Below are 13,905 nucleotides of genomic sequence, written 5' to 3'. Positions count from 1 at the left end.
AGCGCGTGGCGAAGATCGAGACGGCAGATGTGTTCGCGGGCGGACGCCGCGGTGGGGACGGGGGCCTCTATCCGTATCGGGTGCGGGCGCTCGGCCGCGGCGGGGTGGTGCTGTGGATCGGTGGCGGGGACGACGAACCTGATCGGGTGCTGGCGCTGCCGGCAGCCGAGCACTGTCAGGTGCCGGTCTTCGCGACTGTTCGGCAGGCGCGGGCGTATGCGAGCCGGAGGGGGCGGAGACTGGCCACTTCCGAGGCCGGCACGCTGGAACTCGTCCGTGTCCAGCACTGGCTGGCGGCCCCGACGCGCCGGCGCGTCCCCTCGGGCGCGGTCCTGGAGGCGTGGAACTTCTTCGAAGACCTGGCCCGAGGACTCGGTGAGCCGCACCGGCTGCCCCGGCAGAGCGCGCTGCACAACAGCGCCTACGACAAGCTGTTCGGAGGCGAGTGCACCGCATGGACTCCCGACGAGCAACGCGCGGTGCTGGAATTGCTCACGGCCGGGGTGGAGCTGTGGAACTCCTGCCCGGTGATCGTGAAGCCCTGCTCGAGGACGGACGCGTAGGGGAGGTGTGACGCAGCACACTTTCCGTGACCGATGACACCAGCCGCGTCCACCGGTCATACCTGCGACAACACCGCCTCGGACAGACGGGACACCGCCGACATGACTGACCCCGTCAAGGGCCCGGCCAGCTACTTCCCCTCCATCGAGAAGAAATACGGCCGCCCGATAGCGGAGTGGAAGAACCTCATCGGCTCGTCACCCCTGACCAAGCACATGGAGCTCGTGAGCTGGCTCAAGACCGAGCACGGACTGGGCCACGGCCACGCCAACGCCCTTGTCGCACACACCCTCGCCGAGGTCCGCGGCAAGTAGAGGCGGGGCTCGAAGGGCATCTTGGCTGCCTGGCGGTCACGCCCCGATGAAACTCACCGTTTCCGCCACGTCCACCCGTCCCGTACGCAGCGGTGGCACGCCTTCCTTCTCGAATCCCACCGCGACACCGCAGAACAGCACGAGCCCTTCATCGGCTCCCACTGTCCGACCGACGGTCTTGCGATACATCGTCCACATCACCTGCGGACAGCTGTGCAGCCCTTCCGCCCTCAGTGCTCATCACCCGGATCTCGCGCCAGTGCCCTGGCCGTCGCGCGCCTCTTCAGTTCGGCCAAGGGCTCGCCGGTCACGACATACACATGCCACGGCTGGAGGTTCCCGCTCGACGGAGCTCGCGACGCCGCCGTCAGTACCCGTTCCAGGGTCTCTTTGGGTACCGGCTCGTCGCTGAACGCCCGCACTGCGCGGCGACTGTCAACGGCTTCATACACGTCCACGTCTTCTCGCCCTCCCGGCCGACGAGCACGTGCCTAGCCGTTGCACCCTGAGGCCGTCGGTATGTCGTGGCACAACTTGTCCTGGTGGGACTGCGCCGCGGCCCCGCCGAAGAGGATGACGCAGATCAGGGCCGCCATGATGCCCTGGGTGACGACGGTCACGACGGCTCCGGCCCGGGCGGCGACGCCGGCCGCCACGACGGCGAGGACCGCGACTCCGCCGGCGGCGGCCAGGTATCCCCATAACGAGTCGGTGTGCACGGTCTTGGCTGGGTCGAGGTTGAACCCTGAGAGGAACCAGAGCCCGAAGATCACCACCAGGGCGATCAGCTCCAGGAGTACCAGGCCACACCCGGCTCCGATGTCGGCGCCCCGGTCGGCATGGTGGTGGCGATGGGGGCCTGTCGTGGCGTCGAAGGCCGGCGGGGCTACGGGCAGGTTCATTCCGCCACCCTCGCTGCGTGGGCGAGGCGGGCGCATGAGTACGGGTACCTAACGCATGCTCAACCCGCCCGACTTCAGGCCGCGTATGAGGTGGGCCAGCGGTGCGGTGGTCGTGATGAGTTCGGTGGAGGGGTCGTCGCTTTCGCGGAGGTGGCGGGTGGTGGGGGTGGCGGCCAGCTCGACGCAGGTATTGCCGTCGCCGCCATCGGAGAACGTGGACTTCTGCCAGCGCAGGGGGCGATCCATGGGGTGCCTCACAGCTCCTTCGTCAGGCGGTGGATGAAGTCCCGCGATGCAACGGGGTCCAGCGTTGCCTTCTCCACCTTACGGAAGAGCGTTCGAAGCTGGGCCAGTTGGGGCTCCGCGTCGATGAATGCGGTTCCGGTGGGAGCGTCCCGCAGGCCGGTATCCAATCGAGGCACCGCTCCACCCACGTACATCATCGAAGCCCCGGCTCCGGCGAAGCCGTCCTGATCGGTGGGGATGAGGCGGACGGTTGCGTGTCCCTGCTCGATCTGATCCAGGATTCTGAGCAGTTGAGCGCGTGACGCCTGGCGGTCTGCTACGCGGATACGCAGGGCGAACTCGTGGACGATGGTCTCGTAGGGGGTGGCGCTGTCACCTTCGATGACGGCGCGTCGTCGCATGCGGTGTTCGACGCGAGGCGTCAACTCGGTCTCGGGCAGGCCCGGCATCATGAATGCGTACACGGCTCGTGCATAGTCGGCGGTCTGCAGGAGTCCGGGAACGTGTGTGATCACGACCTCCCGAAGGAACGTCGCGTGGTGTTCGACCTCGGCCGTGTCCAGGAACACGGGTGGGAGGACGCCTCGGTATTCCTCCCACCAGCCTCGTGTGCGGTCGGTGGCCATGGCCACCAGTGCCTCGACCAACCCCTCATCCGCACAGGCGTAATGGGCTGCCAGGCGGCGGACGCGTTCCGCGCTCACGCCTGCCACTCCGGACTCGATCTGGCTTATCTGTACTGCGTCAGCACCGAGCAGTGCTGCGGCTTCCCGGGCTTTCATGCCCGTCGCCTCACGCAGTTTGCGCAGTTCAGCGCCCAATCGCACCCTGCGAGCCGTGAGATGCCTCTTAGGCGGCAAGCGACGCCTCCTCGTCTCAACTGCCCTCATGACGTAGCTCGTTCGAGGGTCAGAATAGGGCAACGGCTTGCACCTTCCTAATGTTAGGAAATACTGTCGGTGACGCAGTGCACACGGAGCGGAAGCGCATCGCGCCGTCCTGCCATGGCGGCTGCGGCATGCCACCGCCCGCGCCCCCATTCCTCATCACCTGGAGCCGACACATGCCCGAACCCTGGGAGTACTGCCTCTCCATCCCCAACGACCCCCGAGCCGTCCCCGTCTGTCGCCGCACCCTGCGCCTGATCCTGACCATCCACGGCCTGATCCGCCTCGCGGACACCGCCGAGCTCATCGCCTCGGAGCTGGTCTCGAACGCCGTGCTGCACACCAAGGGGCCCGCAGACCTGCGGGTGCGCTGGTCGGACGGCGTGCTGCGGGTCGGCGCGTGGGACGCCGACCCGGCGCCGCCCCACCCTCCGGGTCGGCTGGACGAGCTCACCGACGCCGAGAACGGTCGCGGCATGGCGCTCACGCGCGCGTGCGCCGACCTGTGGGGCTGGCAGCCACTGTCCCGGCACGGGAGTCGGGGGAAGTACGTGTGGTGTGACCTGGCGTCGGCGTAGCTCGTTGATCACATCGGACAGAAAGGAGAGCCGATGGTCGGCTCGTCGCACGAGGCACTGCATCGCATCTTCCAGAAGGACCCTGCATTGCTGACCAGGGCCATCCAGGACGTCTTGGGCGTTCCCTTCCCCGAGCCGCGCGAGTTCGCCGGGATGAACGTGGACCTCACCGAGATCGAGCCGGTCGAGCGGCGCGTGGACACGCTGATGCGGGCGGACACCGACGAGGGCACGTATCTCATCGTCGTGGAGTCGCAGGGGAAGAAGGACGAGGGCAAGCGGGGCAGCTGGCCGTACTACCTCAGCTACCTGCACGCCAAGTACCGCTGCGAGCCGGTGCTCATCGTCATCACCCAGAGCGTCGCCACCGCTCGCTGGGCGGCGGAGCCCATTCATCTCGGTGTCCGGGAGTTCCCCTCGCTGACCGTACGCCCACTCGTACTCAGCCCGGACAATGTGCCCTTGATCGCCGACACCCGAGAGGCTCAGCGGGACGTACCCCTTGCGGTGCTCTCGGCGATGACACACGGGCGGGGGCCACATGCCGGCCGCATACTGGAGTCCCTGGCGACCGCCCTGCGGACCATTGACGCGGACAGCGCCGCGGCCTTCGTGCAGTTCGTCGACTCTTGCCTGGGTGACCCCCAGGCGCAGCAGATGTGGAGGGACCTGATGACGGCGATGCAGTACTTCTGGCGGCACCCGCTGGCCGAGCAGGTACGCCAAGAGGGCCGGGACGAGGGTCGCGAAGAGGGCATCGAACTGGGTGTCGAGCAGGAGCGTGCGTCGATGGTGCTCCGGATCCTGCAGTGGCGCGGCATCGACGTGCCGGAGGCCGTCCGGGAGAAGGTCACCTCCTGCGCCGATCTGGACCGTCTAGAGGTGTGGGCCCAGAGGGCCGTCCACGCCTCCTCCGCGAAGGATCTCTTCGGCGACGACGTGTGACGGGGGAGGAGGTGAACGAGGTCTCTCCGGGCCGCCCGGAGAAACCTCGCGGACCTCACTCGTCGACGGTCAGCCCCTTGCGGAGCCGCACCAGAGTGCGCGACAGCAGTCGCGACACGTGCATCTGAGAGATGCCGAGTTCCTCGCCGATCTCCGACTGGGTCATGTTGGCCACGAACCGGAGGGAGAGGATCTTCCGGTCACGGGCCGGGAGTTCGGCGATCAGCGGCTTGAGCGACTCCACGTACTCGATGCCCTCGAGCCCGTGGTCCTCGTAGCCGATGCGGTCCGCGAGCGCGCCCTCGGTGTCGTCCTCCTCGGGCTGGGCGTCCAGCGAGGAGGCGGTGTACGCGTTCGAGGCGGCCATGCCCTCGATGACCTCGTCGGTGGAGATGCCCAGGCGCTCGGCGAGTTCGACCGGTGTCGGCGCGCGGTCGAGCTTCTGGGCCAGCTCGTCGCCGGCCTTCGCCAGGTCGAGCCGGAGCTCCTGGAGCCGGCGCGGGACGCGTACGGACCACGAGGTGTCGCGGAAGAAGCGCTTGATCTCGCCGATGATGGTTGGCATCGCGAACGTGGGGAACTCCACGCCGCGAGAGAGTTCGAAGCGGTCGATCGCCTTGATCAGGCCGATGGTGCCGACCTGGATGATGTCCTCCATCGGCTCGCTGCGGGAGCGGAAGCGGGAGGCGGCGAACTTGACCAGGGCGAGGTTGAGTTCGACGAGGGTGTTGCGGACGTACGCGTACTCGTGCGTCCCTTCCTCCAGTGACTCCAGTCGCTCGAACAGGGTCTTGGAGAGGGCGCGCGCGTCGAGAGGGGCGATCTCGTCGTACGGGGGGATCTCGGGGAGTCCCTCGATGGGATCCGCGGGATCGATGGGATCCAGTTGTTCCGGTGGGGGTGTCGACGTCGCCGTCCGGGTATGCGATGCGTCGAGCCGGGGTGACATGGGTGTCCTCCATCGTTCTCGGCATAAGGCTGCCGAAGCCGTGCGTGCACTGCGGTGTGCGGCGCCTCCAAAGCCGGCCGTGTCGGGTGCGTGTACGTACTAGCCCTACCCGCTTCCGCATGAGTGCCGCAAGTGCATTTTGGTAGGTTATGTCCGTTTGTGTAGGGTTGTTCGGGTGTCGGAGTGCGTGTGGAAGGCGTAGTGTTCGAGGGCATCAACCTGGCTCCGGCCGGGCGACAGCAGGGCAACAGGCAGCAGCCACGACCTCGGGAGAGACACGGCATGGACCGCGGGACGGTCGGCAGCGCACAGTCGGGCCGGCTTCTGGTGGAGGTGCGGGAAGAGGGTTCCAGCGCCGTAGTGACACCGGCGGGTGAGCTCGATCACCACACCGCCGATCTGTTGCGGGAACCCCTCGACGACCTTCTCGACAAGGGCTTCTCGCGCCTCGTCGTGGACTGCTCACGGCTGGAGTTCTGTGACTCCACGGGGCTGAACGTGCTCCTCGGTGCGCGGTTGCGGGCGGAGGCCGCCGGGGGCGGCGTGCACCTGGCGGGCATGTTGCCGGTCGTTGCGCGTGTGTTCGAGATCACGGGGGCGGAGGCGGTCTTCACCGTCCACGCATCCGTCGAGGAGGCCCTGGCGGGCGAGTCCGGCTGAACTCCGGCGTCCGCAGTGGCCACGCCCAACGGAGGGGTGTCGCCCCGGCTCGCCCGGGCAGGAGACATCCTGAACCTGTCGGTCCCAAGGTGCGGGAACATCGGGAACCGGCGAACGGCCGGCGTGCGACGTACGTACCGAAAGGCATCGGCGGACACGGCGGGCCGCCGGTCGGGTCTGTCGGGTGCGGGCGGGAACCGAGCGGGAACCGAGCGGAACCGGCTGGAATACGTCGGTACCCACGGTGCTGATGGGGATCGGCCGGTATCGGTCGGCCTGTACGGGTGACTCGTTGGTGTGTACAGAGATGGGCAGCAAGATCTATATGAACGACTTCTGAATCGTGAACGGTGAATCGGTGAGGTGAAGCGCTGATGAGCACCACCCGGCCTTACTCGCCGGGCGACCGCGGCCCGGAGCCCAGCGGCGCTTCCGGGGCGTCCCGGGGGGGTACGTCGGAGGCGGGCGTGTCCGCGAAGGCAGCGGTGCCGTCCGTGCCGACGGAGGGTGGGCGCAAGCCCCGCCAGGAGCGACGGCTGCGCCTGGACGGCGAGAGCGGTGTCGTGCCGCTCGCCCGTGACTTCACCCGCGAGGCGTTGTACGCGTGGGGCTGGCTGCCCGCCGCGTCCGCCGATCAGCGGGCTGCCGCCGAGGACGTGCTACTGGTCGTCTCCGAGCTGGTCACCAACGCCTGTCTGCATGCGGAGGGGCCCGATGAGCTGGTTCTGGCCTGCGACAACAAGGTGATCCGCATAGAGGTCACCGACCGTGGCAGCGGTCAGCCCGCGCCGCGCACCCCGCACCGTGCCGGACGGCCGGGCGGTCATGGCATGTTCATTGTTCAGCGGCTGTGCCTGGACTGGGGGGTCGTCCGTACCGCCGGGGCGTCGGGCAAGACGGTGTGGGCGGAGCTGGGCGCTCCGGCGTAGGTCCTCCGGGCGGGGTCGGGCGATTCTCGCCCCCGCCGCCCCCACCTCTTCCGGAGCGGGTACCTCGCGTGCCCTGAGCGATGCCGGCCGGTGCCGCGCCACCACCGCACGCGGGATCGTCACAACTCCGGTGTGCGCCGTGTCTTCCTTCCTCACGACCCCGGGCGTACCTTGACGGCCCATCTGATGCGCCGTCAGGAAAGAGGTGGGCCGTGTACCCGAAACGAACCGCCGCGTTCGCGTCCGCCGCGGCCCTGGCCGGCTCCGCGCTGCTGCTGGCCGCACCCATGGCCCACGCCGAGGTCGTGAACGTCGACTACCAGTGCAAGACGCCGATCGGTGACAAGAGCGCCGTCTCGCCCATCGACATCAAGGGCGTCAAGAGCGGCAGCGGCTACACGATCACGATGAGCTGGCAGAAAGGCGTCTCCTCCAGCCCGGTCGAGCTCGGCAAGGGTGCGATGAACCCGAGCGCCACCATCAGGCTCGGCGGCGCCGACAGCGGCACGCTCGCCGTGACCGGCCCCGCCAACCCGGCCGCGATACCCGCCAACACGCCCATCAAGATCAGCGACCTGAGCGGCACCTACACCCCGAAGAAGTCCGGCAAGGTCACCTTCACGGCAGCCGTGCTCACCATCAAGGCGCTCGGTACGACGACCACCTGCACACCGAGCAACAGCCCCAAGCCGTCCCTGACCCTGGACGTCACGGGCGCGAGCGGCGGATCCGGCTCCGGTTCCTCCTCGTCGGGCGGCAGTGCCGACTCCGGCGGCCGGCTGCCCCAGACCGGCCCCGAGGACTCCGCGATAGCGCTGGGCACGCTCGGTGGCACCGTTCTCCTCGTGGGGGCGGCGGGTGCGCTGTGGCTGACCCGCCGGAACCAGGCCGTACGCCGCTGAACCCCGGGTACGAGCGCTGGAGCCGCCCATGCCGTCCACCCTCCGCGTCAGCCGCCTGTCCCTGCTGCCGGCCTCCCTGCTGAGCCTGCTCGTCGCCGCCCCGCCCGCCTCGGCCGCCGACGGCTGGACCCTCGCGCCCCTCGGTGCCGGCCGCCCGTCCGTCTACGCCGAGGGCGCCCCCGGGGCGGTCCTGCGGGACACGGTGTCCGTGACCAACCCCGGCCGGAAGCCGCTCGCGGTACGCCTCACCGGCACCGGCGTCCGCGTCGCCTTCGCGGAGCCGCGGGTCCGGGTCCCCGCCCGCACCCGCGCCGACGTGCCCTTCACGGTGACCGTCCCGCCCGGCACCGCACCCGGCGACCGCGCCGGCACCATCGTCGCGCGGGACGGCGACGGCCGTACGGCGACCGTCGGCCTGCGCCTGAGGGCCGTCGGGCCCGCGCTGTCCGCGCTGACCGTCGAGCACGTCGCCGTTCACGGCGACCGCATCTCGTACGAGCTGGTCAACCGCGGTACGACCGCCCTCGTGCCGTCGCTCGCGGTGCGCGCCGACGGTGTCTTCGGCCGCCGGGTCCTGGACCGTGCCCCGCGCACCCTGCCGGTCCGGATGCCCCCGGGCGAACGGCTGCGACTCGAGGAACCGTGGCGGGACCGGCCCCCGCTGGACGCGGTCGACGTACGGCTGACGGTGACGGCGCCGGGCGGGGCACACGCGACGGCCGGCACCTCGGCGCGGTTCGTCCCCTGGGGCGCGGTGGCGGACACGGCGGGGGCGGCGGCCGTCGCGACGACCGCCGTGGTCGTACGGCGGCGCAGGCGTCGTGCACCGCAGGCCGAACCCCCGGGCGAACCCCCGGTCGAGCAGAACCGGCCGACGGGAGCGGTGCGGTGAGCGGCAAGGGACGGATCCCGGCACTGGTGGCGGCCCTCGCGCTGCTCCTGCTGCCCCTCGCGGGCGGCGCGTCGGCGGCCTCCGGGCCCACCGTCGAGCTGTCCGCGTCCCAGGCGGGCACCGGCGGTTCGGTCACCGTCAGCGGCAACGGGTGGCGGCCGCGGGCACTGCTGATGGTGCTGATCTGCGGGCGTGCCACCCCCGCCCGGGGAGTGATCGGCGGCACCAACTCCTGCGCCAACGCGGACGGCCGGGCCGTCACCACCGATGCGAAGGGCGGCTTCAGCAGGAAGCTCCCGGTCGCCGAGCCACCCGTGCCGTGCCCGTGCGTGGTGCACGTGGCCACCGTCACCGGGGCGCAGGCGAACGCCGACGCGGCGCTCAAGGTCGCCGGGCACCCGGTCGAACCGCTGCCCGCGGAGTCCTCCGGCGGCCGGATGTCCGTCCTCAGCGACACCCGGCTGGCGGGGTCGAGCGGGCTCCTCACCTGGTTCGGGGCACCGCCGTCCCGCACCCTGGTCCTCACCGTCGGCAACACCGGCCCGGGCGACATCAAGGACCCCGTCTTCCAGGTCGGCACCGCGCACGGCGTCTTCGCCCCGCAATGGGACGACCAGCAGTGGCACGGCACCCTGGCGCCCGGCGGGAAGGCCCGGATCGAGCTGCCCGTCGAGCTCGCCGCCGGAGCGCACGGTGACTACACCGTCTCCGTGAAGTACGGCGGCAAGGTGCTCGCCGAGCAGCCCTGGGCCGTGGGCCGCCCCTGGGGCGTGACCCTGTTCTGGCTGCTGCTGTGCCTCGTCGTACCGGCCGCGCTGTTCCGCGTCGGCATGGCGGTGGTGGACCGGATCCGGCCGCGCCGGGTGAGCGGCCGACGACGCGGACCCCGCCGCGCACCGCCCACCCTGCGACTGCCGCGGTCCCGTACCTCCCCGGCACCGCACGCCCCCGACGCGACCCTGCCGTGGTTCACCCCGGACTCCGCTCCGGGCGCGGCCGGCCGGCTCTCCGCACCGCACGACGAACGCCCGACGAGTCCCCCGACTCCGACGAGTCCCCCGACTCCGACGAGTCCCCCGACTCCGACGACTCCGACGACTCCCACCTCGAAAGGACCCACGTGAGCGAGCGAAGGAGAGTGACACCGACCGGCGGACCCGTCGTGCGGCGAGCGGGTGCGGCGGCCGCCGCGCTGGTGCTCTGCTCGGCCGGCGTGCTGCTCGGCATGAGCGCCGGGTCGGCCGAGGCCGCCGAGGTCTCGTACGCCACCCACTGCGTGCCGCCCGCCGGCATCGACCCCGTCGACGGCACCACGAAGGTCGAGATCACCGCACCGGCCACGGCGAAGGTCGGCGACACGGTGGACGTGGTGTGGAAGTTCACCCAGGCCGCGTCGAAGAACCCCGACATCATCGACCTGCCCGCGAACTCGGTCCAGCCGTCCGGCACCCTCAAGGCCTCCGGGGCGCAGACCGCGGACATCGCCATGCGGGGACCGCGCGAGAACCCGGCGATCCCCAAGGGCGGCCCGATGGTGCTGTCCGACATGAAGGGCACGCTGAAACTGACCACGGCCGGTGAGGTGAAGCTGACACCGGACGCCTACACCGTCAACGCCATGTCGACGGACACCAAGTGCACCCCGACCGAGACGGTGCAGCCCTCGGCGACCATCCAGGTGGCGGCGGGCGGCGGCACCGGTACGAAGTCCGCCACCCCCACCAAGTCCGCCACCCCCACCAGGTCCTCGAGCCCGACCGTGACCTCCAGTGCCAGTGACGGCACCGGCCAGACGGACTTCACCGGCAAGGAGGTCCAGATCCCGTACGCCTGCAAGACGCCCATCGGTGACAAGAGCGCGACCTCGCCGGTGCAGATCAACGCGAAGAAGAACGGCGGGAGCTTCGACCTGACCGTGCAGTTCAAGAAGTCGGTCATGGACAGCCCGGCACCCATCCCCAAGGGCTCGGTGAAGCCGTCGATGGACGTGGTGCTGGGCGGCTCGGACAAGGGCACGGTGCACGTCGAGGGACCGACGAACTCCGCCGACATCAAGACCGGCGACCCCATAGCGGTCCCGGACCTGACCGGCACCTACAAGCCGGGCGCGAGCGGCAGGTCGACCCTGTCCCCGGGCGTGCTGACGGTCAAGGCCCTGGGTACGACGACCACGTGCACGCCGACGAAGACCGAGGTCTCCCTGACCCTGGACACCACCCAGCAGGCCAACGGCGCGTCCGGGGGGTCCTCGACCTCCGGCGGCACCTCCTCCGGCAGCAGCGGCAGCAGTGGCAGCGGCGGCCTGGCCGAGACGGGTTCGAGCGACCACGGCGCGCTGAAGGCCCTCGGCCTGGTCTCGGGCACGGCGATCCTGCTGGGCGGGGCCGTGTTCACGTTCATGCCGGGCCGGCGGTCCCGCTGAGACGGCCGCCCGCGGACCCGCTGTAACGCCCGGAGGGCCGTCGCTTCCCGCAACGGGATGCGACGGCCCTCCGCGGAGCCTCGGGCGTGCGTCAGTGCACGTCGCCCATGAGCTCCTTCACCTTCTTGCGGTACATCCACACCGCGAGACCGGCGGCGACGGCGAGCGCGGCCTCCAGGGCCACGACGCCCGTCTTGTTGAGGTCGACGTTCGCCACACCCAGCAGACCGGTGGTGGCGTCACCGGCGGTGACGGCCAGGAACCAGACGCCCATCATCTGCGAGGCGTACTTGGCGGGCGCCATCTTCGTGGTGACGGACAGGCCGACCGGGGAGAGCAGCAGCTCACCCACGGTCTGCACGAAGTAGATCGCCACCATCCACAGCGCGGCCGCCTTGTGACCGCCGTCGGCGATCGAGAGCGGGGCGAGGAAGAGGAAGAACGACGCGCCGATCAGGACCAGGCCGCCGGCGAACTTGGTCGCCGTGCTCGGCTCCTTGCCGCGCCGGTTGAGGGCGAGCCACAGCGCGGCCAGGACCGGCGCGAAGGCCATGATCATGACCGGGTTGACCGACTGGTACCAGGAGACCGGGAACTTCCAGCCGAGGACGCTGTTCTCGGCGCTGTGGTCGGCGAAGATCGACAGGGTCGAGCCGCCCTGGTCGTAGATCATCCAGAAGACGGCCGCCGCGACGAAGAACCAGATGTACGCCGACATCCGCGACTGCTCGGTGCGGTCCAGCTGCCGGTCCCGCTTGATCCGGGCCAGCACGAGGACCGGGATGACCAGACCGGCGATGATGATCGGGACCATCACCCAGTTGAGGGTGTAGACGCCGGAGAAGCCGACGATGGCGTAGAAGACCACCGCGACGCCCGCCCACAGGGCCGCCTTGCGCAGGGTGGCCGCCTTCTCCTCCGCGGACAGCGGGGTGGGCACGAGCTCCGAGCGGGGGTTCAGGTGACGCGTTCCGAGCAGGAACTGGGCCAGGCCCAGCGCCATGCCGAGCGCGGCGAGGGCGAAGCCGAGGTGCCAGTTGACCTCCTGGCCCACGGTGCCGATGACCAGCGGAGCGGCGAAGGCGCCGACGTTGATGCCGATGTAGAAGAGCGTGAAGCCACCGTCACGGCGCGGGTCGTCCGGGCCGTCGTACAGGTGGCCGACCATCGTGGAGATGTTGGCCTTCAGCAGACCGGACCCGACGGCGACCAGCCCCAGGCCCGCGTAGAAGGTACCGGCGCTCGGCAGGGCCAGGGTGAGGTGGCCGAGCATGATGACCACACCGGCGGCGGCGACGGTCTTGCGGGGACCGAGCACACGGTCGGCGAACCAGCCGCCCGGCAGCGTGAGCAGGTACACGAGGGACACGTACACCGAGTAGATCGCGGTCGCGGTGGCCGCGCCCAGGTGCAGCCCGGCCGGGGCCACCAGGTACAGCGGCAGCAGGGCCCTCATGCCGTAGTAGGAGAACCTCTCCCACATCTCGGTCATGAAGAGAGTGGCCAGTCCGCGGGGGTGGCCGAAGAAGGTCTTCTCGGAGCCGGGGGAGCCCCGGCGGACCGAGTCCTTCGTCAGGCTGGACGCCATGGTCGTTCCTTGCTGGTCGGGACGCGCCGCGGTGAGCGGGTGCGCGCCCGGTTGGGGGGAGGGCGGTAATCCACGCCTCTGCACGGGGTGACGCGCGTAGCGGCTCGGGCCCTGGGGGATTGCGCCGGCCGCCGTCGGTGGGCGAACGCACAAAAGAGACCTTCAGCGTCGAACGAGCACCGAAGGTCTGCCGCGTGCCACAGGCGTTCAACTCACCATACGGCAGGACACCGCCGGATATGGAAGGACTTGAGACACGGATCACAGGTGTCGGAGTGACTGGACACCGGTTTCGAAGGTATCTCCTACGATCGCACCTGTCGGCCATAGGTTCGTACCACTGTGCCCCAAGGTAAGAATCCCGGAGTCCGATCACACCCCAGCACAACGTGCAGGCGGACTACCATCAGCTCATGACCCGTGTACTGCTCGCCGAGGACGACGCGTCCATCTCGGAGCCGCTGGCCCGCGCCCTGCGCCGGGAAGGTTACGAGGTCGAGGTGCGCGAGGACGGACCCACCGCACTGGACGCCGGCATGCAGGGCGGCGTCGACCTGGTAGTGCTGGACCTCGGCCTGCCCGGCATGGACGGCCTGGAGGTCGCCCGCCGGTTGCGCGCCGAGGGCCACACCGTGCCGATCCTCATCCTGACCGCGCGCGCCGACGAGGTGGACACCGTCGTCGGCCTGGACGCCGGCGCCGACGACTACGTCACCAAGCCCTTCCGGCTCGCCGAACTGCTCGCCCGGGTCCGGGCCCTGCTCCGGCGCGGCGCCGCCGAGCCGCAGCAGCCCCCGGCCACGCACGGCGTGCGGATCGACGTCGAGTCGCACCGGGCGTGGATGGGCGACGAGGAGCTGCAGCTCACCGCGAAGGAGTTCGACCTGCTGCGGGTGCTGGTGCGCGACGCCGGCCGGGTGGTCACGCGGGACCAGCTGATGCGCGAGGTCTGGGACACGACGTGGTGGTCGTCCACCAAGACGCTGGACATGCACATCTCGTGGCTGCGCAAGAAACTCGGCGACGACGCCGCGAACCCCCGGTACATCGCCACGGTGCGGGGGGTCGGCTTCCGGTTCGAGAAGAGCTAGGCGCCCCGTTCGGGGCGCTGCCCGACCCCGGGGTGA

At 70.1% G+C, this 13,905-nt stretch carries 16 protein-coding genes and 1 pseudogene; 11 read left to right on the top strand and 6 right to left on the bottom strand.

All coding sequences use genetic code 11. The annotated features are described in order from the left end of the window. Positions 1-5 precede the first annotated feature (5 nt). A complete protein-coding gene (locus tag ACWC21_RS20885; RefSeq protein ID WP_450883893.1) occupies positions 6-563 on the top strand; it encodes a hypothetical protein in 558 nt (185 codons plus the stop codon). 102 nt (positions 564-665) lie between these two features. Continuing rightward, positions 666-878: a DUF4287 domain-containing protein gene (locus tag ACWC21_RS20880; protein ID WP_450883891.1), complete on the top strand. Its 213-nt coding sequence runs from the start codon at positions 666-668 to the stop codon at positions 876-878. 36 nt (positions 879-914) lie between these two features. On the opposite strand, the pseudogene ACWC21_RS20875 reads toward ACWC21_RS20880, so the two are convergent. The 4 genes and pseudogenes from ACWC21_RS20875 to ACWC21_RS20860 form a co-directional block, all read right to left on the bottom strand. After that, a pseudogene (locus tag ACWC21_RS20875) lies at positions 915-1,336 on the bottom strand (nitroreductase). 33 nt (positions 1,337-1,369) lie between these two features. Further along, a complete protein-coding gene (locus tag ACWC21_RS20870) occupies positions 1,370-1,780 on the bottom strand; it encodes a DUF6234 family protein (RefSeq protein WP_450883889.1) in 411 nt (136 codons plus the stop codon). Between the two features lie 48 nt (positions 1,781-1,828). After that, entirely contained in the window at positions 1,829-2,026 is a 198-nt protein-coding gene (locus tag ACWC21_RS20865; RefSeq protein ID WP_450883887.1) for a DUF397 domain-containing protein, read from the bottom strand. 8 nt (positions 2,027-2,034) lie between these two features. Further along, a complete protein-coding gene (locus ACWC21_RS20860) occupies positions 2,035-2,886 on the bottom strand; it encodes a helix-turn-helix domain-containing protein (RefSeq protein WP_450883885.1) in 852 nt (283 codons plus the stop codon). Between the two features lie 203 nt (positions 2,887-3,089). On the opposite strand from ACWC21_RS20860, the gene ACWC21_RS20855 reads away from it, so the two are divergent. Together ACWC21_RS20855 and ACWC21_RS20850 are read left to right on the top strand one after the other, a co-directional pair. After that, on the top strand, positions 3,090-3,491 hold the full coding sequence (locus ACWC21_RS20855) for an ATP-binding protein (protein ID WP_450883883.1): 402 nt from the start codon (positions 3,090-3,092) through the stop codon (positions 3,489-3,491). A 33-nt stretch (positions 3,492-3,524) separates the two neighbouring features. Continuing rightward, entirely contained in the window at positions 3,525-4,436 is a 912-nt protein-coding gene (locus ACWC21_RS20850) for a hypothetical protein (RefSeq protein ID WP_450883881.1), read from the top strand. 55 nt (positions 4,437-4,491) lie between these two features. Here ACWC21_RS20850 and ACWC21_RS20845 read toward each other — a convergent pair whose 3' ends face one another. Further along, positions 4,492-5,385, bottom strand: coding sequence for an RNA polymerase sigma factor SigF (locus ACWC21_RS20845; RefSeq protein WP_450883879.1), 894 nt, complete (start codon positions 5,383-5,385; stop codon positions 4,492-4,494). Positions 5,386-5,667: 282 nt separating this feature from the next. Here ACWC21_RS20845 and ACWC21_RS20840 point away from each other — a divergent pair, with 282 nt between their 5' ends. From ACWC21_RS20840 to ACWC21_RS20815, 6 genes are all read left to right on the top strand, one after another. Next, positions 5,668-6,045, top strand: a complete 378-nt coding sequence (locus ACWC21_RS20840; RefSeq protein WP_450883877.1) for an STAS domain-containing protein — start codon at positions 5,668-5,670, stop codon at positions 6,043-6,045. 374 nt (positions 6,046-6,419) lie between these two features. Next, positions 6,420-6,974 (top strand): ATP-binding protein, encoded by a 555-nt coding sequence (locus ACWC21_RS20835; RefSeq protein WP_450883875.1) that lies wholly within the window; start codon positions 6,420-6,422, stop codon positions 6,972-6,974. A gap of 212 nt (positions 6,975-7,186) precedes the next feature. Continuing rightward, positions 7,187-7,876 (top strand): LPXTG cell wall anchor domain-containing protein, encoded by a 690-nt coding sequence (locus ACWC21_RS20830; RefSeq protein ID WP_450883873.1) that lies wholly within the window; start codon positions 7,187-7,189, stop codon positions 7,874-7,876. A 28-nt stretch (positions 7,877-7,904) separates the two neighbouring features. Further along, a complete protein-coding gene (locus tag ACWC21_RS20825; protein WP_450883871.1) occupies positions 7,905-8,768 on the top strand; it encodes a hypothetical protein in 864 nt (287 codons plus the stop codon). Next, the gene (locus tag ACWC21_RS20820; RefSeq protein WP_450883870.1) at positions 8,765-9,892 is read left to right on the top strand and encodes a hypothetical protein; all 1,128 of its coding nucleotides are present in this window, start codon (positions 8,765-8,767) and stop codon (positions 9,890-9,892) included. The genes ACWC21_RS20825 and ACWC21_RS20820 overlap by 4 nt, the downstream gene beginning before the upstream one ends. Beyond that, a complete protein-coding gene (locus tag ACWC21_RS20815) occupies positions 9,889-11,190 on the top strand; it encodes a hypothetical protein (RefSeq protein WP_450883868.1) in 1,302 nt (433 codons plus the stop codon). Before ACWC21_RS20820 ends, ACWC21_RS20815 begins: the two co-directional genes overlap by 4 nt. A 91-nt stretch (positions 11,191-11,281) precedes the next feature. Here the strand turns inward: ACWC21_RS20815 and ACWC21_RS20810 are convergent, their stop codons facing one another. Further along, complete coding sequence (locus ACWC21_RS20810) at positions 11,282-12,778, bottom strand: oligopeptide:H+ symporter (RefSeq protein WP_450883866.1); 1,497 nt, start codon at positions 12,776-12,778, stop codon at positions 11,282-11,284. Positions 12,779-13,191: 413 nt separating this feature from the next. Between ACWC21_RS20810 and ACWC21_RS20805 the strand changes: the two genes are divergently transcribed. Further along, positions 13,192-13,869: a response regulator transcription factor gene (locus tag ACWC21_RS20805; RefSeq protein WP_018566970.1), complete on the top strand. Its 678-nt coding sequence runs from the start codon at positions 13,192-13,194 to the stop codon at positions 13,867-13,869. Positions 13,870-13,905: the final 36 nt, after the last annotated feature.

It is taken from the genome of Streptomyces sp. NPDC001348 (genome assembly GCF_053597535.1).
Note: the sequence above shows the minus strand (reverse complement) of the source record. Positions and strands in the feature narration are given on the sequence as shown.

Bases quoted from the DNA above. Each gene is read 5' to 3' on its own strand.
- ACWC21_RS20805 (WP_018566970.1), top strand. From the start codon at position 13,192: ATGACCCGTGTACTGCTCGCCGAGGACGACGCGTCCATCTCGGAGCCG.
- ACWC21_RS20835 (WP_450883875.1), top strand. From the start codon at position 6,420: ATGAGCACCACCCGGCCTTACTCGCCGGGCGACCGCGGCCCGGAGCCC.
- ACWC21_RS20865 (WP_450883887.1), bottom strand. From the start codon at position 2,026: ATGGATCGCCCCCTGCGCTGGCAGAAGTCCACGTTCTCCGATGGCGGC.
- ACWC21_RS20880 (WP_450883891.1), top strand. From the start codon at position 666: ATGACTGACCCCGTCAAGGGCCCGGCCAGCTACTTCCCCTCCATCGAG.
- ACWC21_RS20850 (WP_450883881.1), top strand. From the start codon at position 3,525: ATGGTCGGCTCGTCGCACGAGGCACTGCATCGCATCTTCCAGAAGGAC.
- ACWC21_RS20855 (WP_450883883.1), top strand. From the start codon at position 3,090: ATGCCCGAACCCTGGGAGTACTGCCTCTCCATCCCCAACGACCCCCGA.
- ACWC21_RS20810 (WP_450883866.1), bottom strand. From the start codon at position 12,778: ATGGCGTCCAGCCTGACGAAGGACTCGGTCCGCCGGGGCTCCCCCGGC.
- ACWC21_RS20845 (WP_450883879.1), bottom strand. From the start codon at position 5,385: ATGTCACCCCGGCTCGACGCATCGCATACCCGGACGGCGACGTCGACA.
- ACWC21_RS20840 (WP_450883877.1), top strand. From the start codon at position 5,668: ATGGACCGCGGGACGGTCGGCAGCGCACAGTCGGGCCGGCTTCTGGTG.
- ACWC21_RS20825 (WP_450883871.1), top strand. From the start codon at position 7,905: ATGCCGTCCACCCTCCGCGTCAGCCGCCTGTCCCTGCTGCCGGCCTCC.
- ACWC21_RS20870 (WP_450883889.1), bottom strand. From the start codon at position 1,780: ATGAACCTGCCCGTAGCCCCGCCGGCCTTCGACGCCACGACAGGCCCC.